The following is a 19484-nucleotide window of genomic DNA, read 5'->3' as shown; positions in this document are numbered from 1 at the left end:
GGTCGCTGGCCCGCATTGCCCTGATTGCCGGCCCGCGGCCGGCACTACCACGCAGGTCTCAGCTGCGCATGCCCACGCCACGACGCAGCAGCCACAGCGCCAGCGCCGTCAGCACCACCACGAAACCGATCATCAGGCCGTAGGCCACCGGCAGCGGCACATCGCTGCTACCCAGCAGGCCATAGCGGAACGCGTTGACCATGTAGAAGATCGGGTTCGCGTGCGTGGCCGCTTCGGCCCAGCCCGGCAGCAGCTTCACCGAATAGAACACGCCACCCAGGTAGGTCAGCGGGGTCAGGATGAAGGTCGGCACGATCGCCACGTCATCGAACTTCTTCGCATACACCGCATTGATGAATCCGGCCAGCGAGAAGATCGTCGCGCCGAGGATCACCGTGGTCAGCATCACGATCGGATGCGGGATTCGCACCGGGGTGAAGAACATCGCGATGATCAGCACGATCACGCCGACCATCAGGCCGCGCAGCACGGCACCGGCCACGTAGCCCCACAGGATCACCCAGTTCGGCATCGGGCTGACCAGCAGTTCTTCGACGTGGCGGCCGAACTTGGCACCGAAGAACGAGGAACTGATGTTGCCGTAGCTGTTCTGGATCACGCTCATCATCACCAGGCCCGGCACGATGAACTGCATGTAGGTGTAGCCGCCCATGTCACCCACGCGCGACCCGATCAGGTTGCCGAAGATCAGGAAGTACAGGGTCATGGTGATCGCCGGCGGCACCAGGGTCTGGCCCCAGATGCGCATGATGCGGGCGACTTCGCGGCGCACGATGGTCATCAGCGCGATGCGGTTGCGCTGGCCGTCGGTCAGCTCGGTGGTGCTCATGCAGGCTTCTCCATGTTGCCGGTGAGGCGCACGAACAGCTCCTCCAGGCGGTTGCTCTTGGTACGCATCGAACGCACGCGGATGCCGGACTCGTTCAGCGTAGCGAACACGCGGTTGAGGTCCATCGCGCGTGGCATGTCGATGTCCAGCGTGTGCGGGTCCGGCGCGGTCAGCGTCGCGCCCTCGATCACCGGCAGCTGCGCCGGCAGGTCACCGTCGATGTCCAGCAGGAAGCCTTCCACGTCCAGCTTGGCCAGCAGGGTGCGCATCGGCCCCTGCTCGACGATCTGGCCATGGTTGATGATCGCCAGGTGGCGGCACAGGTACTCGGCTTCTTCCAGGTAGTGCGTGGTGAGGATGATCGTGGTGCCGGCAGCGTTGATCTCCTTAAGCACGCGCCACATGTCGCGGCGGATCTCGATGTCCACGCCGGCGGTCGGCTCATCCAGGATCAGCAGGCGCGGGCGTGTCATCATCGCGCGGGCGATCATCAGCCGGCGCTTCATGCCGCCGGACAGCGTGCGGCTCATCACCTGGGCCTTTTCCCACAGGTGCGCGCGCTTCAGTTCCTCTTCGGCGCGCTGCTCGGCTTCCTCGCGCGGTACGCCATAGAAGCCGGCATAGTTCACCAGGATGTCGAAGGGCTTTTCGAACAGGTTGAAGTTGATTTCCTGCGGCACCAGCCCGATCAGGCGCATGGTGGCGCTGCGGTTGCGCACCAGGTCGCTGCCGAACACTTCCACCTGGCCCTCGCTCAGGTTGACCAGGGAGCTGATGATGCCGATCAGGGTCGACTTGCCGGCGCCGTTGGGGCCCAGCAGGGCGAAGAAGTCGCCCGGGGCCACTTCCAGGGAAACCCCCTTCAGGGCCTGGGTGCCGTTGTCGTAGGTCTTGCGCAGGTCGCGCACGCGCAGGGCGGGCGCCATATCGTTCTGGGATGCCAAGCTCGAAGCCTTCGCGCCCATGGGCTGGCGCTGGAGAGGGGCGGGGAGGGGCTATTATAGAAGACCCCGAGGGCTTGCCCCGGCTACACACTGTCCCGAAAAGTCGTGCCTGTTCAATTCCCCCTCAAGCTGGTCGGCTGCCGCATGCTGGCCCCGACCGTCGGCCACTACCAGTTCGTGCGTGATGATGGACAGCCACTGGATTTCCAGCCCGGCCAGTTCATCCAGGTCCATTTCAGCTATGCCGACGGCACCGAAACCAAGCGCAGCTACTCGCTGGCGACCATCCACGACCATGCGCTGGGCCCGGGCGAGGCGGTGGATATCGCGGTCAGTTTCGTGCCCGGTGGTGCTGCCACGGCCCTGTTCGAGGCACTGGAGCCGGGCGGCCAGATCAGTGCGTCCGGCCCCTATGGCCGGTTCTGCCTGAATCCCGGTGACCACAACGCCCGTTACCTGCTGATCGCCACCGGTACCGGCGTTACCCCGTACCGTTCCATGCTGCCGCTGCTGGAAAAGGCCATGGCCGAACGCGATGTGCAGATCGTGCTGCTGCAGGGCGCGCGCAGCCCGGGCGAGCTGCTGTACAGCGAAGATTTCTACAGCTTCGCCGAAAAGCACGCGAACTTCCGCTATGTTCCGTGCCTGTCGCGCGAATTGCCGGCCGAACCGCACCCGGATGTACAGCACGGCTACGTGCAGCAGGCGCTGGCCGGTTTCACGCCGGACCCGGCCACCGACATCGCCTACCTGTGCGGCAACCCGGACATGGTCGATGCCTGCGCCGAGCTGCTGAAGGCCGCCGGCCTGGGCAACCCGCAGATCCGCCGCGAGAAGTACGTCAGCAGCAAGTAAGCCAGGGTAGTGCCGGCCGCTGGCCGGCAACCCCACGAACCCTGGTAATGCCGGCCGCTGGCCGGCAATCCCGCAAATCGGAGGCGGCATCACGCCGCCCCCGGTGCCATGCCTCAGTACGCGATCCAGGCATCACGCCAGGCAAAGCCGGTGCCTGGGCGATAGGCATCGGCGTTGATGTTGCACCACGCACCTTCCGGGAACGGGCGGCAGGCGTACAGCTTGCCGTCGGTGCCCTTCACCACGGTCTCGCCCGGCTTGTAGCTGCCGAGGCCTGCCGGATACACGAAGTCGAAATCGCCACCCGGCGGATCGACCGGGCCCGGACCCGGAATCTGGGTTTCCAGTTCAAAGCGATGACCCGGCTTCAGGTAGACACGGTTCTCGGTGGCGGACGCCACCGGCGTGATCACGCCGTTCTTCATCACGCCGACGCGGGCGTGCTGGGCGCTGCCATTGACCTTGCTGGCCAGCGCCATCGGCCACTGCGCCGGAGCGGTCTGGCCGGCGGCCAGGGTCACTTCCGGGCGCTCCAGATCGTTGCCGTTGGCATTGAACACGCGCAGGGTCAGCGTGGTGCCTGCCTCCAGCGCACCGCGGGCGGTGACCGGGCCGGCATCCTGCCACTGCGGCGGCGGAATCACGCCGTTGCCGCCTTCGAAGCGGACATCCATGCAGGTGTAGAACGCTTCACCCGAATCCGAACGCTGCCAGGTGTTGTAGATGATGTGCTGGCCACTGCGCTTGGGCAGCGGGCAGTCCAGCTTGTAGGTCTTGCCGTCCACCGGCACGTTGCCCAGTGTGCAGAATTCCTGCAGGTCGGCCCAGCGCAGCGGGCTGCCCGGCTGCCAGCCATCACGGGTGACATAGAACTTCCACTCGCGGGTGGCATGCGGGGCCGGGGCATAGAACTCAAAGGTGTAGCGGCCACGCGCGTCGGCGCGGATTGGTGTGGTCGGCCAGTCGGTACGGTTCAGGTCAAGGCCGCGGTACTTGGGAATGCTGGCACTGCACAGTTCGCCATCGCGCACCAGTTCGCGATGGTTGCCATTGGCATTGCCGTGGGCAATCGCGCTCCAGTCGTAGAACGGCTGCGCGCCGCCAATGGCCTTGGCTGCGGCACAGGCCGGGTTGGTCGGGTTTTCCGGATTGCCCTCGTGGCACTGCTTCACGCGGCTGAGCGGCTTGGTCATGGTGCCGTGGGCGAAGGCGCTGCCGGACAAGGCCAGGCCGGCGACGACGGACAGTGCGAAGACTGCCCGATGGGACAGGTGCATGCAGAGACTCCTTTGCGAGGTGTGGGAAACCTCAAGGAGTCTTCACATGCAGATGCGCCGGCAACATCGGACAAGTTTGAAATCGATGGCAGCTGTGTTCGATCTGCAACACGGTGCTTACTTTGCCGTCATCCGGGCGAAAGGCGGTGCATTGTGCACCGCCTCCCGCATCACTGCCTCAGTACGCGATCCACGCATCGCGCCAGGCCGCGCCCACGCCCGGCCGGTAGGCCTCGGCATTGACGTTGCACCATGCACCCTCCGGGAACGGACGGCAGGCGTACAGCTTGCCGTCGGAGCCCTTCACCACGGTCTGGCCCGGCACATAGCCGCCGATACCGGCCGGGTACACATGGTCGAAATCACCGCCCGGCGACGGCGTGCCCGGGTCCGGCACCTTCGTGTCGAGCTGGAAGCGGTTGCCATCCTTCAGGTACACGCGGTTGGCGGTGGCCGAGGCCGTCGGCGTGATTGCACCATTGGCCAGCACGCCCACGCGCGCATGCTGGGCACTGGCATTGACCTTGCGGGCCAGCGCCAAGGGCCATTGCGCGGCCGAGGTCTGGCCGCTGGCCAGCGTCGCTTCCACACGTTCGACATCGTTGCCGCTGGCATTGAACACGCGCAGTGCCAGCGTCGTACCGACCGGCAATTCACCGCGGGCGGTGACCGGGCCGGCATCCTGCCATTGCGGTGCCGGCGTCGTACCACCGCCGCCGCCTTCAAAGCGCACGTCCATGCAGGTGTAGAACGCCTCGGTCGAATCCGAGCGCTGCCAGGTGTTGTAGATCACATGCTGGCCGCTGCGCTGCGGCAGCGTGCACTGCAGCTTGTAGGTGCCATCGGCAGAGAGCGGTGTATTGCCCAGCGTGCAGAACTCCTGCAGGTCGGCCCAGCGCAACGGGCTGCCCGGTTGCCAGCCGTCGCGGGTGACGAAGAAGCGCCAGTCGCGCGTGGCGTGCGGCGCGGTTGCCTTGAACACGAAGGTGAACCTGCCATTGGCATCGGCGTGGATCGGCGTGGTCTGCCAGTCACTGCGGTTCACGTCCAGGCCGCGGAAGGTCGGGTTGTTGCCGCTGCACAGCTTGCCGTCGGGCACCACGGCCTGATGGTTGCCGTTGGCGTTGGCCTGGTTGATGCCGTTCCAGTCGTAGAACGCCTGTGAACCGCCAATCGCTTTTGCAGCGGCACAGGCCGGGTTGGTCGGATTCTCGGGATTGCCCTGGAAGCAGGCATAGACGCGGCTGACCGGCGTGGTCATCGTGCCGTGGGCGAACGCGTTGCCGGCCAGGCACAGGCCCGCAGCGGCGAACGAGGTGGCCAGCAACAGCGGTGTGGATCGGAATGACATGGCGCATCCTTGTGGTCGTCGAAAGGGAACGGTGACCGCAGGCGCTGCGCTGGGCGGCGGACTTTCGGCGGCACCAGGGCGAGTATCGAGTCGCACTGCAGGCGGCGGAACCATCGCAGTGCCGATCCGTGACTGCGCATGTGAAGCCCTTCCCGCAGGCTTCACGCAGGGCTGAACGGATGCGCTGGACGTCACGTGACCGGCGTGGCATCGATCACGTCATGGAGATCACGCGACGCAGTCCCGGTACCCACCCGATCTGCCTGGCACGAGAAACAGCCATGCGCGGCGTTGTGCAGCTGGACGAACGCCACCGACGGGTCGGCAAACAGCGCATCCAGATGGCTGCCCACCTCGGTGCCCGCACAGACCTGGGCACCGCACATCAGCGCGGCGTGGTCATAGGCACGCATCGAGATCATCCGGCGCTGCACATACGGGGGCACCTCGCCCGGCGGCAGGACGCAACGGGTCACGCCGCGCTGCACGAAGATCGGGCCGGCGGCGCGGTACGGCGAATGCAGCGGCAGGTGGGCGTGGGACAGCAGGAGCAGCTCGCTGCCAGGCGCGGGATCGCTCAGGCTGATCCGGCAGGGATGTCCGCCGCTCGCGCCGGCCCAGCGACGCTGGATGCCGAGCGCAGCGAGCGCGCAGTCGCTCATCTCGAACAGGTGCAGGAAGGGGCGATGGTCGATGCCACCGAGGTACCACGTGTGCATGGGTGTCTCCTGGGTTTGCGGCGGATTCTGCGCGTGCGCCGGCGGCCGTGCTCGCCGTTTTCAGACCCCGCATCGCCGTCAGGCCGGGGCACTGGCCCGTGGGGTGCTGCGGGCCGCCGCCGGTGCCGCCCTGTGCCGACCAAGGCCGAGGGGCAGGACCGTCCGGTCTGCGCGCCGTTGGCGGCGGATTCGTCATTGCCCATCGCCGTCGGCGCGCTGCCCGTGTAAGTTGAGTCACATCTTCCGCGGCAGCCCGTCGTGGTTGCCAGGAACGTCTTCCAGGGGAAACGAGCACGATGCAAAGACTCCACCTCGCGTTGGCCGCAGCGTTGGCCAGCCTGATGCTTGCCGGTTGCAGCCAGCCGCCGTCACCCGGCGCCGAGGGCGCCACTGACGCACCCGGCCGCCGCTTCGGCACGATCGATTTCCAGCCCTGCACGCTGTCCACGGTAGGTGCCAGCGCCAACGTGGAGGCGCAGTGCGCCACCCTGCAGGTGCCGGAGGACCGGGCCCAGCCTGACGGTCGCCGGATCGGCCTGCGTATCGCCTGGCTTGAATCGGGCAGCAGCGGCGCCAGCCAGCCGGATCCGGTGTTCTTCCTGGCCGGCGGCCCCGGCCAGGCGGCCAGCGAGGTGGCGGTCATCGTCGATACTGCACTGCGCCAGGTGCGCAAACAGCGCGACGTGTTCCTGATCGACCAGCGCGGCACCGGCGGTTCCAACCCGCTCAGCTGCCTGGGCGCGGACGGGAAGGAGCTGCCGATGGACGAGGATGCCGCGCCTTCCGAGGCATCGCTGCGCGACTACGCCCAGCGCTGTGCGGCTTCCCTGCAGGGACGTGCGGACGCACGTTTCTACACCACCACCGAAGCCATTGCAGACCTGGACGCAGTTCGCCAGGCCTTGGGCGTGGACCGGGTCAACCTGATCGGTGCGTCCTACGGCACCCGCGTGGCCCAGCGCTATGCGGGTACCTATCCACAGCACACCCGCAGCATCGTCATCGATGGCGTGGTGCCGAATGAGCTGGTGGTGGGCGGCGATTTCGCCAGGACATTCGAGGACGCGATCGCCCTGCAGTCGGCGCAGTGCCGCAAGGACGTTACCTGCAGCAAGCGCTTCCCGACCGATACCCGTGCGCAGCTGCGCAGCGTGGTCGAGACCCTGCGCCGTGCACCGGTTCCGGTCGAGTATCGCGACCCCGGCACCTACGGGACCCGGAAGGATGTGCTGACACCGGACAGCGTGGTGGGCCTGGCTTTTGCGTTTTCCTACGTACCCCAGTACGCCTCATTGCTGCCGCTGGTTCTTGATGAAGCCGCGCACGGCCGCTACGCGCCGCTCGCCTCGCTGGCACGCGGTGCGAACCGCAGCATGGATTTCCAGATCAACCGCGGGATGCATTGGTCGGTGATCTGTAGCGAAGATGCGCCGCGCTACCACGCGCCGGCCGAGGATCCCGAGCGGCTGTTTGGCAACGAGGTGGCCAGTGCGTTCTTCGCGGCCTGCCCGGTGTGGCCGCACCGTCCGGCACCGGCAGCCAATGCCGTGCCGCTGCGCAGTGACGTACCGGCGCTGCTGTTGTCTGGTGAACTGGACCCGGTGACCCCGCCGCGCTATGCCGAGCAGGTCCTCAAGGGCCTGCCCAATGGACGCGCGCTGGTCGCCCGTGGCCAGGGCCACGGCACGCTGACCGCCGGCTGCATGCCGCGCCTGCTCGGCCAGTTCATCGACACGACCGATGCCAAGGCGCTGGATGCCGGCTGCCTGGATACGCTGAGCTACGTGCCGGCGTTCACCTCGTTCAACGGATGGGAACCATGATCGTCGCCGACAACCTGCACAAGGCCTTCGACACCCGCACCGGCCGTATCCAGGCAGTGTCCAACGTCGGCTTCCGCGCCGAGGATGGCCGCATCACCGGCCTGCTGGGGCCCAACGGTGCCGGCAAGACCACCACCATGCGCATGCTGTACACGCTGATGACGCCCGATCAGGGCAGCATCACTGTCGACGGCATCGATGCGGCGCGCAATCCGGTGGAGGTGCGTCGCCACCTCGGCGTGCTGCCTGATGCGCGTGGCGTCTACAAGCGCCTGACTGCGCGCGAGAACATCGCCTACTTCGGCGAACTGCATGGCCTGTCGGCCGAGCGCATCCGCGAACGCATCGAGGTGCTGTCGCACGCGCTGGACATGGGGGACATCCTCGACCGCCAGACCGATGGCTTCTCGCAGGGCCAGCGCACCAAGACCGCGATTGCCCGCGCGCTGGTGCACGACCCTCGCAACGTCATTCTCGATGAACCGACCAACGGCCTGGACGTGATGACCACGCGCGCGCTGCGCCGCTTCCTGCTGGGCCTGCGCGAAGAGGGTCGCTGCGTGATCCTGTCCAGCCACATCATGCAGGAGGTGGCCGCGCTGTGCGATCACATCGTGATCATCGCCAAGGGCACGGTGATGGCCGCCGGCAGCGCCGACGAACTGCGTGCGCAGGCCGGCGAATCCAACCTGGAAGATGCGTTCGTGAAACTGATCGGCAGCGAAGAGGGCCTGCACGCATGAGCATGATGTCGACCCTGATGACGGTGATGCGCAAGGAGCTGCGTGACCTGTCGCGTGACCGCCGCACGCTGCTTCTGACCCTGCTGTTCGGGCCACTGCTGTACCCGGTGCTGCTGCTGGGCATGGGCAAGCTGGCCGAGAGCCGGGTGCGCACCCAGATCGAACAACCGCTGCAGATTCCGACCATCGGTGCGGACAACGCGCCGAACCTGGTGCGCTTCCTCGCCGCGCAGGGGCTGAACACCGCACCGGCACCGAAGGACCTGGCCGAGGCCATCCGCACCCAGGACATCGATGTGGCGCTGCGCATCAGCGATGAGTTCGGCAAGGACTGGGCCGAGGGCAAGCCGGCGCTGGTGGAGGTCATCATGGACAGCACGCGTCGCGCGGCCGAAGTACCCAGTGCACGCCTGGAGGCGGCGCTGGCCACCTACAACGGCCAGGTCGGTGCCTTGCGCCTGATGGCACGCGGCATCGACGCACAGGTGGCACGCCCGCTGGACGTGGCGCGCCAGGACCTGGCCAGTGCCGAGGCCAAGCGCGGCATGATCCTGTCGATGCTGCTGCCGGTACTGCTGACGCTGACCTCGTTCATCGGTGGCGCCTACCTGGTGATGGACGCCACGGCCGGCGAGCGCGAGCGGCAGTCACTGGAACCCTTGCTGGCCACGCCGGGCTCGCGCAGTGCGATCGTCAGCGGCAAGATCGCCGCCGCCTGCGTGGTCGGTTTCGTGTCGCTGCTGCTGACCCTGGTCGCGTTCAAGGTGAGCGCGCAGATCGCCCCCGGCAACATCGGCCGCCAGTTCAACATGAACGTCGGCTCGATGCTGCAGATGCTGCTGGTGATGTTGCCGATGCTGCTGATCGGCACCTCGCTGCTGACCTTCCTGTCGGCTGCGGCCAAGAGCATGAAGGAAGCGCAGAGCCACATGACCTGGCTGATGCTGCTGCCGATGCTGCCTGGCTACGCCCTGGTGGCCTATCCGCTGAAGAGCGAGATGTGGCAGTACGCCGTGCCGTTCCTGTCGCAGAACCAGATGCTGCTGAAGGTGATCCGCCACGAGACCATCACCCCGACGGTCTGGGCGATCTACCTCGGTGCCAGCCTCGGCCTGGCCGCTATGCTGTGGTTCGCCGCCGTGCGCCGCTACCACAACGAGCGCCTGGCCATCTCCGGCTGACCGCAAAAAAGGGGACGGAGGGGATTAAGTCGTTTCTGCCCCTCCCGTCCCCTCCTTGCGCGGGCGGCCTTGTCTTCGCATCGCCACCGGCCGCCCGAGCGTCTTCTCTACCATCCGCAGGAACGCAGCATCCCCCAACGGACGCTGTTTGGCGCTATGACTGCGGATTGCGGGCAGATCGGCGGACGCATTCACATCGCGCAGGAATCGCGCATACACCGCCGTCCTGTTGCGAGCGGTCGCGGCCAACGCTCTGAATGCGGGATGCGGGGTCAGCATGGGGTCATCGCGTCGTTGAAGGTTGCCGTGCACGCTGGACCACGGATGATCTTCAGCACTGACCGCAATGCCGGCACGAACGGGATTGCGTTCGATGTAGCGGTATACGCTGAGCAGGTAAGCGTCGCTGTCGATCATCGAGGAATGGAAGCGGCCCTGCCACAGGGGACCGGTGCGGCCGTGCCGCTGGTTGAAAGCCTGCACATAGTTGTTGCCCTGCATGCGCATTGCATCGGCCAGCCCACGCTGCGTGGATGGCGTGGCCAGCAGGTGGATGTGGTTGTCCATCAGTACGTAGGCATGCAGTGCGACGCGGTGCTTGAGGAAAGCGCTGTGCAGCAGATGCAGGAACAGTTGCCGGTCGATGTCGTCGACAAAGATCGCACCCTTGTTCACACCGCGCTGGATCACGTGATAGGCCTGGCCGGCCAGCATCAGGCGCGCTTGTCGGGGCATGGGATTCCCAGGTCGAAGGGTGCCTCAGCCTGGCATCGGCACCGTGGCGTGGGGCATCAGGTAATGCCGCGCCGGCGTATCGGAGGAGTCAGAAGCGACCTAATCCCCTCCGTCCCCTTTTGCGTACCGCGCAGGCGTTACCCCCATCACGCGCTTGAACACGCTGATGAAGGAACTGGGCGTGTCGTAGCCCATTGACAGCGCAACGCTGATCACCGGCTCGCCCGCCAGCAGGAGTGGCAGCGACAGCAGCACGCGCAGGCGCTGCCGCCACTGGCTCAAGGTCATGCCAGTTTCGGCCTGCCAACGGCGGGCGAGACTGCGGCTGGACAGTCCGCTGGTGGCTGCCCACGCTTCGACGCTGCGAAGGTCGTCCGGCGACCGTGCCAGCGCCGCCGCGATCCGCCGCAACCGTCGATCCTGCGGTTGTGGCAGGGCCAGCGGCAAGGGAGTGCTGGCACGGATCTCATCGGCGATGACGCCGGCCAAGCGTGCCTGCGCAGCGTCCAGTGCCTGATGCGGCCAGCGCAGTGCCCGCGTCACCGCCGCCTGCAACAGCACATCGGGTTGGAAAATGCGGGGCAGCGGCGGCAGATCCAGGCCGGCATCGGCGCGGACGTACAGGCTCCAGCCATCGAATGCGTCTGCCCCTACCAGGGCGTGGGGCAGCAAGGGCGGTATCCAGGCAACATGCCCCGCCGGCAGCAGCCAGTGCAGGTCGCCGGCCTCGATCCGCAGCAGGCCGTGGTGGGCACCCAGCAATTGGCCGCGCACGTGCTGGTGACGCGCGGTGCGCCGCCTTCCGGGCACGCGCAGCTGGCCGGCCAGCACGATGGGGCCGTCGTCGGCGTCCGCCAATGCCGGATCAATCAAGCCGGTCGGTGTCTGATCTGCCATATCCATTGGCAGTTATACGGCAGAAGCGCCGATCCGCGCGCGCCACACTGGGCGCCCATTCCAACACGAGCCGCCCCGATGCAGCCCCAGGACATTCTTCCCGACCATCAGAACGACGTGCAGGTAAACGGCCTCATCGTGCGCAAGGGCAGCGTGGGCGCCTTCCTCGCCAGCGTCCGTGACTGGCAGGACCCCGCCAGCGATGACGCCACCCGCGCCACCGCCGAAGCAGATCTGCGTGGGCTGCTGCCGGGCCTGCATGCGCTGGGCCTGTTCCAGGTGCTGGCCGCGCGCGATCCGGCACTGCAACGCCTGATTGACAGCCTCTCCTGAAGCGGACACGGCCCGGAGATGCCGGGCCGTGTGGTCATTTTGGGGCGGAAACGACTTAATCCCCTCCGTCCCCTTTTCTGCGGTCAGCCGCCTGGCGCGAACACCAGGGTGCGGCGGGTGGTGACCGGCGCGCTGACCGGCTCGAAGCGCCAGCGCTTGACTGCGTTCAGGGCTTCGCGGTCGAAGGTGCGGCCGGAGGTTGCGCGCAGCACGCGGGCGTTGACCACCGAGCCGTCGGTACCGACCGTGATCTCCACCAGCACTTCGCCCGACGTTCCCGAACGCAGTGCCTCGGCCGGATAGCGCGGCGCCGGCGTACTGATCGGGCGCAGGGTGGGCGCGGCGGCAGCCGCGGCCTGGCGCGCCGCGCTGGCCTGCTGGGCCGCGGCCTGCTGCTGCTTCTGTTCGGCTTCGCGGCGTGCGGCGGCCTGGCGCTCGGCTTCCTGGCGTTCGTTGTCGCGGCGTGCGGCGTCCTGCTGGGCAGCGATCTGCTTGGCCGCGTCGGCTTCCTTGGCGCGTTGTTCGGCCAGGCGCTGCTGTTCGATCTGCTGCTTGCTGCGCTCCTCGGCGTCCTTCTTTGCCTTCTCCGCTTCGGTCTCGGTGCGCTTGGCCGCGTTTTCCACGCCCTTGGACAGACCGTCCTTCAGGCGCGGCAGGGCGGGCGCGGAGGCATCCACCTTCTCGATCAGTGCCACCAGGCGCTGTGCTTCGGTGTAGTCCTCGCGGCCCAGGTGCTGCTCGGCGGCGATCAGGGTGTAGGGCAGCAGGTCGGTCAGCGCGCTCTTCACCGAGGCGTCGTCCGGGGTCTTGTCGCGCAGGGCGAGGTAGTACTCGATGGCATTGTCGCCGGCCGGCGCGTACATGCGGTTCTCGCGCAGGGCCTGGCTGGCCGACTCACGCAGCTGCTCGGTGCCCATCGACTGCACCTTGGCGGCGACCACCGGTGCGGCCGGTGCAGCGGCGGTGGGGGCGGCGGCCGGAGCCGGTGCTGCGGATTCTTCCTTGCCCGAGCAGGCGGCCAGCGCCAGTGCCAAAGCAACCGGCAGCCACCGGCGCGCGGCGGTGATCGTTGAGACGTGCGACATCCTGCTCCCCTCTAGAAGACGACGTGACGTAAATCATTGATATGCATGGCCGGGACCCGTGGTCCAGGCGCGGCAGGGTGGCGTTTCCCGACGCCACCGCCGGCAACGGCGAGGATGCAATCTAGCATCCCGGCCACCGCCCCGCACAAGGGGTGGTGGCCGGGTGGGGCCGCAGTGATCATGTCGTGGCCGGCGGCGACCTCAGTGGTCGTGTGCCTTGTCGTGCGACTTGCTGTGGCCGTTGGACATCAGCTTGTCGGTCCAGGCGATGCCGATCGCCGACAGGATGAACACGCAGTGGATGATGGTCTGCCACAGCACACCTTCCTGGGTCATGGTCGTGCAGGTATCGACGCCAGCGTTGTAGAAACTGGTCGACGCCGAAGACACTGCCGCTGCCCATTGTTCCGGTTTGCACAGCGGCAGTCCCTTCAACGCGCTGGTGGCGATGAAGGTCTTCAGCAGGTGGATCGAGGAGATGCCGATGATCGCCATCGCCAGCTTCACCTTCAGCACGCTGGCGTTGACGTGGCTCAGCCATTCCGGCTGGTCCGGATGGCCTTCCAGGCGCAGGCGCGAGACGAAGGTTTCATAGCCGCCGACGATCACCATCACCAGCAGGTTGGAGATCATCACCACGTCGATCAGGCCCAGCACGATCAGCATGATCTGCTGTTCGCCCATCGACACCGAGTGGGACAGCAGGTGCCACAGTTCCTTGCCGAACAGGAACACGTAGACGCACTGGGCAAGGATCAGGCCCAGGTACAGCGGCAGCTGCAGCCAGCGCGAGGCGAAGATCAGCGAGGACAACGGGGACAAGGGACGAGGACTGTGGCTCATGCAGGACAGTGCGTTTCGGGGGAGCCGCGAGGTTACCGGCCCGCCATGACGGTGCCAACCCAACTCACGCACTAGACTTCAGGTTCCTTTCCGCACCCCGAGCCGCCGCCATGATCGACCTGTATTACTGGCCCACCCCGAACGGCCACAAAGTGACCCTGCTGTTGGAGGAAGCCGGCCTGGAGTACCGCATCCACCCGGTCAACATCGGTTCGGGCGACCAGTTCAAGCCGGAATTCCTGGCCATCTCGCCGAACAACAAGATGCCGGCCATCGTCGACCATGCCCCGGCCGATGGCGGTGCTCCCCAGAGTGTGTTCGAGTCCGGCGCGATCCTGCTGTACCTGGCCGAGAAGACCGGCCGCTTCCTGCCCAGCGACGCGCGTGGCCGCGTGACCACCCTGGAATGGCTGTTCTGGCAGATGGCGGGCCTGGGCCCGATGAGTGGCCAGATGGGCCACTTCAACGTGTACGCGCCGGAGAAGATTCCCTATGCCATCGAGCGCTACGACAACGAGGTGCGCCGCCTGCACGGGGTGATGGACAAGCGCCTGGCCCAGCACGCCTTCCTGGCCGGCGATGAGTACACCATCGCCGACATGGCCAGCTACCCGTGGGTCGGCGCCTACGACACGCTGCCGGTGGACTTCGCCGCGTTCCCGAACCTCAAGCGCTGGCATGAAGCGATTGCCGCACGCCCGGCCACCCAGCGCGCCTATGCCCTGCGCCAGCAGGTGAACCCCAACGCCGGCAAGCCGCTCAGCGACGAAGAGCGCAAGCACCTGTTCGGCCAGCGTTGAACCAGGACGGCGTCATTCACGCGTGACGTGGATCTACGGGTGGTGGGTGCCGACCCTTGGTCGGCACTCGTCCGCACTGCTATGGGCAGAAGGTCATGCTGCCTTCCCGCACGGGCTTGGTTAGGATGGGGGACGACCGCTCCGCGTCCATCGCGGGGGCGGACCTGCCGTTTGCCGGGACCCTCCATGCGCCACCTGTTCGCTTCGCTCGCCCTCATGCTTGCCACCACAACCGCTGCCCACGCTGAAAAGCTGACCCTGGAAGCCATCACAGGTCCGCTGCCGCTGTCCGGCCCGACCTTGATGAAGCCCAAGGTGGCACCGGACGGATCGCAGGTCAGCTTCCTGCGCGGCAAGGACAGCGACCGAAACCAGCTGGACCTGTGGACCTACGACATCGGTAGCGGCCAGACCCGGCTGCTGGTTGATTCCAAGGTGGTGCTGCCCGGCACCGAGACCCTCAGCGACGAGGAAAAGGCACGCCGCGAGCGCCAGCGCATCGCCGCGATGACCGGCATCGTTGATTACCAGTGGTCGCCGGACGCGCAGCGCCTGCTGTTCCCGCTGGGCGGCGAACTCTACCTGTACGACCTCAAGCAGCAGGGCCAGGCGGCCGTGCGCCAGCTGACCCAAGGTGAAGGTTTCGCCACCGACGCCAAGCTGTCGCCCAAGGGCGGTTTCGTCAGCTTCATCCGCGGCCGCAACCTGTGGGTGATCGACCTGGCCAATGGCAAGCAGCTGCAGCTGACCCACGACGGCAGCACCACCATCGGCAACGGCGTGGCCGAGTTCGTCGCCGATGAGGAGATGGATCGCCACACCGGCTACTGGTGGGCGCCGGATGATTCGGCCATTGCCTTTGCCCGCATCGATGAATCGCCGGTGCCGGTACAGAAGCGCTACGAGGTCTATGCCGACCGCACCGACGTGATCGAGCAGCGTTACCCGGCCGCCGGCGACGCCAACGTGCGCGTGCAGCTGGGCGTGATCGCACCGGCCGCCGATGCGCAGCCGCGCTGGGTCGACCTCGGCAGGGAACAGGATATCTACCTGGCCCGCGTCGATTGGCGCGATCCGCAGCACCTGAGTTTCCAGCGCCAGTCGCGTGACCAGAAGCAGCTGGACCTGGTGGAAGTGGCGCTCGACTCCAACCGCCAGCGCGTGCTCGCCCACGAGACCAGCCCGACCTGGGTGCCGCTGCATAACAGCCTGCGCTTCCTGGAAGACGGCAGCGTGCTGTGGTCGTCCGAGCGTACCGGCTTCCAGCACCTGTACCGCATCGACAGCAAGGGCAAGACCACCGCGCTGACCCACGGCAACTGGCCGGTGGACGAACTGCTGGCGGTTGATGAGAAGGCCGGCAAGGCCTACTTCCGCGCCGGCATCGAAACCTCGCGCGAAAGCCAGATCTACGCGGTATCGCTGCAGGGCGGCGAGCCCCAGCGCCTGTCCAAGGCACCGGGCATGCACAGCGCCACGTTCGCCCGCAATGCCAGCGTCTATGTCGACAGCTGGTCCAACAGCACCACGCCGCCGCAGATCGAGCTGTTCCGCGCCAATGGCGAGAAGATCGCTACGCTGGTGGAGAACGACCTGGCCGATCCCAGGCACCCGTATGCGCGCTACCGCGACGCGCAGCGCCCGGTCGAGTTCGGCACGCTGACCGCCGCCGATGGCAAGACCCCACTGAACTACAGCCTGATCAAGCCGGCCGGGTTTGATCCGTCCAAGCGCTACCCGGTGGCGGTGTATGTCTATGGCGGCCCGGCCAGCCAGACCGTCACCGACAGCTGGCCCGGCCGCGGTGATCACCTGTTCAACCAGTACCTGGCCCAGCAGGGCTACGTGGTGTTCTCGCTGGACAACCGCGGCACCCCGCGTCGCGGCCGCGACTTCGGTGGTGCGCTGTACGGGAAGCAGGGCACGGTGGAAGTGACCGACCAGCTGCGCGGCGTGGCCTGGCTCAAGCAGCAGCCGTGGGTGGACCCGGCGCGCATTGGCGTGCAGGGCTGGTCCAACGGCGGTTACATGACCCTGATGCTGCTGGCCAAGGCCTCGAACCAGTACGCCTGCGGCGTGGCCGGTGCGCCGGTGACCGACTGGGGCCTGTACGACAGCCACTACACCGAACGCTACATGGATCTGCCGGCACGCAATGAAGCCGGTTATCGCGAAGCGCGCGTGCTGACCCATATCGACGGCCTGCGCTCGCCGCTGCTGCTGATCCACGGCATGGCCGACGACAACGTGCTGTTCACCAACTCGACCAGCCTGATGAGCGCGCTGCAGAAGCGTGCACAGCCGTTCGAGCTGATGACCTACCCGGGTGCCAAGCATGGCCTGTCGGGCGCCGATGCCCTGCATCGCTACCGCGTGGCCGAAGCCTTCCTGGGACGCTGCCTGAAACCCTGATCCGCAACCGGGAAGGAGCCCGCCGATGACCCTGCCACCGCCGATTCCCGCCCATCGCCAGACGTCCACCGGATGGTGGCGCCGCCACTGGCGCTGGGCGATGCCGCTGACGGTGGTGCTGGTGCTGGGTGGCGCCGGTGGCGTGGTGACCTGGAGCCTGTTGCGCTGGAGCGAGGCGGCACGCGAAAGTCCACCGATGCGCGAAGCGTTGCGCCGCGCGGGCTGCAGCATCGAACTGGTGGAAGCCTTCGGCGAGCCGCTGCATATCGAATCGATGCCGCTGGGCAGCATGCAGACCGCCATCAACGGCCAGCGCGACGTTGGCCTGACCGTTGCGCTGGAAGGGCCGCAGGCACGCGGGCGGTTGTTCGTGCAGGGCATCCGTCGTGACGATGTCTGGGACTACCCGGTGATGTACGTGCTGGCCGAAGACAAGCAGACCTTCGACCTGACGGCGCTGGATGATGATGAGGCTGCGCAGGAGTGCGAGCTGCAGGCCTGCCGTGATCGCGGCGAATGCCCGCTGACCGCCGCGTTGTGACCTCCCCGGGCAGGCGACTGCGGGACGTCGACCGGGTAGAGTCGACTGTCAGTCGACTGCTCTTCGGTCAGATAGCGAAACCCCCGCGCTGCGCGCGATAGTCGACTGACAGTCGACTCTACGCCGGCAGGCTTCCGCGGAGCCCCGGCTGCACAACCAGCCGCCATGACTTCCCGCCGATTGTCGCCATCGCCGTGAGCGCGTAGGGTGCGGGCAACCCCGTCCTGGAGTGCACCATGAAGCCGATTGCGTTCGCCGTTGCCCTGGCCCTGACTGCCGCACCGCTGCTGTCTGCGCCACCGGCGCTGGCCGCACCCGCCGCCAAGGCCGCTACCCCGGCCAGCCCGGCCTGGATTGCCCGCAGCAATGCACTGGCGCAGATCCTGCTTGATGCACAAGGCCCGTTCCAGCCGGAGGAAACCGGCTTCTTCGGCGTTCCCGGCTACGACGACAAGGTCGCAGACCTTGGCCCGGACAACGGCAAGCGCTATCGCGCCGCGATGGCCAAAGCCCGCGATGAACTCAAGGCAAAGCTGGCCACCGAGAAGGATCCCAACGTCCGCCAGGACCTGGAGATCATGATCCACGCCGCCAGCCAGAACATCGAAGGCAGCGAGCTCAACGAGAAATACCTGCTGCCGTGGAGTGATGCGCCGCAGACCGTGTTCAGCGGCCTCAACCTGCTGCTGTCCGACCAGGTGCCGGCCGAGCGCCGGGCCAAGGCGATCGACCGCCTCAAGGCCTATGCCGGCCTGCAGCCGGGCGGCACCGCCTTCACCACGCTGGCCCGCCAGCGCTATGAAGAGCGCCTGAAGGACACCAGCCTGCTGCAGCCGACCAGGATCGAAGTGCAGCAGTCGCTGGACAACGTCGAGATCTACATCACCGGTATCGAGTCGCTGCTGAAGAAGTACCAGATCGCCGGTACCGATGAAGCAATGAAGGCCCTGGCCGGGCAGATGAAGGACTACGCCGCCTGGACCCGCAAGGACGTGCTGCCGAAGGCACGCACCGATGCGCGCCTGCCGGCGCCGCTGTACGCCTACCAGCTCAAGCAGGTCGGCATCGACATCGACCCGAAGCTGCTGATGCAGCGCGCGCAGCTGGAGTTCATGGAAACCCGCTCGGCGATGCAGCAGCTGGCGCCGCTGGTGGTGAAGGACAAGGGCCTGAAGGTGGCCGACCCGAGCGACCCGGTGGCGGTGATCCGCGCGCTGAAGGCCGACAAGATCGCCGACGACCATCTGGAAGGCCACTACCGCAAGGTGATCGACGCGATCGATCCGCTGATCCGCGAGCATGCCATCGTCGACGTGCCCCAGCGCGCCATGCAGATGCGCCTGGGTTCGGCCGCCGAGAGCGCGGCCAGTCCCGCGCCGCATTTCCTGCCGGCGCCGCTGGTCAACAACACCGGGCAGCAGGGCACCTTCGTGCTGCCGCTGGGCAACCCGGCAGCGGGCCCGGGCGCGCAGTACGACGACTTCAACTTCGGTGCGGCAGCATGGACGCTGAGCGCGCATGAAGGCCGCCCCGGCCACGAGCTCCAGTTCACCGCGATGGTCGAGCGTGGCGTGTCGCTGGCACGCACCATGTTCGCGTTCAATTCGGTGAACGTGGAAGGCTGGGCACTGTATGCCGAGGCCGAGATGGTGCCCTACGAACCGCTGGACGGTCAGATGATCGCCCTGCAGTTCCGCCTGCTGCGCGCCGCGCGCGCGATGCTGGACCCGATGCTCAACCTGGGCCTGACCGACCGCGCCAACGGCGAGCGCGTGCTGATGGAGCAGGTCGGCCTGTCCAAGGCAATGGCCACCCAGGAACTGGACCGCTACATGGTGCGCATGCCGGGCCAGGCCGGCAGCTACTTCTACGGCTACACCCGCATCCTGGAACTGCGCATGCAGACCGAGCTGGCACTGGGTGCGAAGTTCGACCGCCTTGCGTTCAACAACTTCCTGCTCGACCAGGGCCTGCTGCCGCCGGACCAGCTGGCTGATGCGGTGAACAAGGTGTTCGTGCCGAAGTACCGGCAGAAATAATCGGTAGCGCCGGGCCATGCCCGGCGAGCGCAGCGGGAGAGACGCCGGGCATGGCC

The 19484-nt window shown here is 66.9% G+C and carries 18 protein-coding genes; 9 read left to right on the top strand and 9 right to left on the bottom strand.

What is annotated here, in order from left to right; translation table 11 throughout:
* Positions 1–58: 58 nt before the first annotated feature.
* Both O0J15_RS17070 and O0J15_RS17065 read right to left on the bottom strand, forming a co-directional pair.
* On the bottom strand, positions 59–850 hold the full coding sequence (locus O0J15_RS17070; protein WP_005420226.1) for an ABC transporter permease: 792 nt from the start codon (positions 848–850) through the stop codon (positions 59–61).
* Complete coding sequence (locus O0J15_RS17065; protein ID WP_155030313.1) at positions 847–1815, bottom strand: ABC transporter ATP-binding protein; 969 nt, start codon at positions 1813–1815, stop codon at positions 847–849. Before O0J15_RS17065 ends, O0J15_RS17070 begins: the two co-directional genes overlap by 4 nt.
* Before the next feature lie 84 nt (positions 1816–1899).
* On the opposite strand from O0J15_RS17065, the gene O0J15_RS17060 reads away from it, so the two are divergent.
* Positions 1900–2649, top strand: a complete 750-nt coding sequence (locus O0J15_RS17060; protein WP_019661680.1) for a ferredoxin--NADP reductase — start codon at positions 1900–1902, stop codon at positions 2647–2649.
* A gap of 113 nt (positions 2650–2762) precedes the next feature.
* On the opposite strand, the gene O0J15_RS17055 is transcribed toward O0J15_RS17060, so the two are convergent.
* The 3 genes from O0J15_RS17055 to O0J15_RS17045 all read right to left on the bottom strand — a co-directional run bounded on the left by O0J15_RS17055 (position 2763) and on the right by O0J15_RS17045 (position 5996).
* Positions 2763–3926 (bottom strand): lytic polysaccharide monooxygenase, encoded by a 1164-nt coding sequence (locus O0J15_RS17055; protein WP_019661679.1) that lies wholly within the window; start codon positions 3924–3926, stop codon positions 2763–2765.
* 178 nt (positions 3927–4104) lie between these two features.
* Positions 4105–5277: a lytic polysaccharide monooxygenase gene (locus O0J15_RS17050; protein WP_164144054.1), complete on the bottom strand. Its 1173-nt coding sequence runs from the start codon at positions 5275–5277 to the stop codon at positions 4105–4107.
* A gap of 191 nt (positions 5278–5468) precedes the next feature.
* The gene (locus O0J15_RS17045) at positions 5469–5996 is read right to left on the bottom strand and encodes a DUF1203 domain-containing protein (protein WP_111099163.1); all 528 of its coding nucleotides are present in this window, start codon (positions 5994–5996) and stop codon (positions 5469–5471) included.
* Positions 5997–6292: 296 nt separating this feature from the next.
* Between O0J15_RS17045 and O0J15_RS17040 the strand changes: the two genes are divergently transcribed.
* The 3 genes from O0J15_RS17040 to O0J15_RS17030 are packed head-to-tail and all read left to right on the top strand — an operon-like array spanning position 6293 to position 9743.
* On the top strand, positions 6293–7819 hold the full coding sequence (locus O0J15_RS17040; RefSeq protein ID WP_233653574.1) for an alpha/beta hydrolase: 1527 nt from the start codon (positions 6293–6295) through the stop codon (positions 7817–7819).
* Entirely contained in the window at positions 7816–8562 is a 747-nt protein-coding gene (locus O0J15_RS17035; protein WP_021203318.1) for an ATP-binding cassette domain-containing protein, read from the top strand. Before O0J15_RS17040 ends, O0J15_RS17035 begins: the two co-directional genes overlap by 4 nt.
* The gene (locus O0J15_RS17030; protein ID WP_308305993.1) at positions 8559–9743 is read left to right on the top strand and encodes an ABC transporter permease; all 1185 of its coding nucleotides are present in this window, start codon (positions 8559–8561) and stop codon (positions 9741–9743) included. The genes O0J15_RS17035 and O0J15_RS17030 overlap by 4 nt, the downstream gene beginning before the upstream one ends.
* Positions 9744–9767: 24 nt before the next feature.
* Here O0J15_RS17030 and O0J15_RS17025 read toward each other — a convergent pair whose 3' ends face one another.
* Complete coding sequence (locus O0J15_RS17025; protein ID WP_032959053.1) at positions 9768–10478, bottom strand: transposase; 711 nt, start codon at positions 10476–10478, stop codon at positions 9768–9770.
* A 99-nt stretch (positions 10479–10577) separates the two neighbouring features.
* Positions 10578–11375 carry a helix-turn-helix transcriptional regulator gene (locus O0J15_RS17020; RefSeq protein WP_308305994.1) on the bottom strand — a complete coding sequence of 266 codons (798 nt, stop codon included), beginning with the start codon at positions 11373–11375 and terminating at the stop codon, positions 10578–10580.
* A 78-nt stretch (positions 11376–11453) separates the two neighbouring features.
* Here O0J15_RS17020 and O0J15_RS17015 point away from each other — a divergent pair, with 78 nt between their 5' ends.
* Positions 11454–11708 (top strand): hypothetical protein, encoded by a 255-nt coding sequence (locus O0J15_RS17015; protein ID WP_134730910.1) that lies wholly within the window; start codon positions 11454–11456, stop codon positions 11706–11708.
* Between the two features lie 83 nt (positions 11709–11791).
* Here O0J15_RS17015 and O0J15_RS17010 read toward each other — a convergent pair whose 3' ends face one another.
* Together O0J15_RS17010 and O0J15_RS17005 are read right to left on the bottom strand one after the other, a co-directional pair.
* Entirely contained in the window at positions 11792–12793 is a 1002-nt protein-coding gene (locus O0J15_RS17010) for an energy transducer TonB (protein ID WP_019661670.1), read from the bottom strand.
* Positions 12794–12994: 201 nt separating this feature from the next.
* Positions 12995–13636: a TIGR00645 family protein gene (locus tag O0J15_RS17005; protein ID WP_019661669.1), complete on the bottom strand. Its 642-nt coding sequence runs from the start codon at positions 13634–13636 to the stop codon at positions 12995–12997.
* A 110-nt stretch (positions 13637–13746) separates the two neighbouring features.
* On the opposite strand from O0J15_RS17005, the gene O0J15_RS17000 reads away from it, so the two are divergent.
* The 4 genes from O0J15_RS17000 (at position 13747) to O0J15_RS16985 (ending at position 19428) form a co-directional block, all read left to right on the top strand.
* The gene (locus tag O0J15_RS17000; protein ID WP_019661668.1) at positions 13747–14436 is read left to right on the top strand and encodes a glutathione binding-like protein; all 690 of its coding nucleotides are present in this window, start codon (positions 13747–13749) and stop codon (positions 14434–14436) included.
* A gap of 186 nt (positions 14437–14622) precedes the next feature.
* Entirely contained in the window at positions 14623–16848 is a 2226-nt protein-coding gene (locus tag O0J15_RS16995; protein WP_308305992.1) for a S9 family peptidase, read from the top strand.
* Between the two features lie 25 nt (positions 16849–16873).
* Positions 16874–17389, top strand: coding sequence for a cytochrome c oxidase assembly factor Coa1 family protein (locus O0J15_RS16990; RefSeq protein ID WP_019661666.1), 516 nt, complete (start codon positions 16874–16876; stop codon positions 17387–17389).
* Positions 17390–17625: 236 nt separating this feature from the next.
* Positions 17626–19428: a DUF885 domain-containing protein gene (locus O0J15_RS16985; protein WP_308305991.1), complete on the top strand. Its 1803-nt coding sequence runs from the start codon at positions 17626–17628 to the stop codon at positions 19426–19428.
* Positions 19429–19484: the final 56 nt, after the last annotated feature.

Source organism: Stenotrophomonas sp. Sm10 (assembly GCF_030985515.1).
GTDB lineage: Bacteria > Pseudomonadota > Gammaproteobacteria > Xanthomonadales > Xanthomonadaceae > Stenotrophomonas > Stenotrophomonas hibiscicola.
The sequence above is the reverse complement of the archived record's forward strand: the minus strand, read 5'-3'. Positions and strand labels throughout refer to the sequence as shown.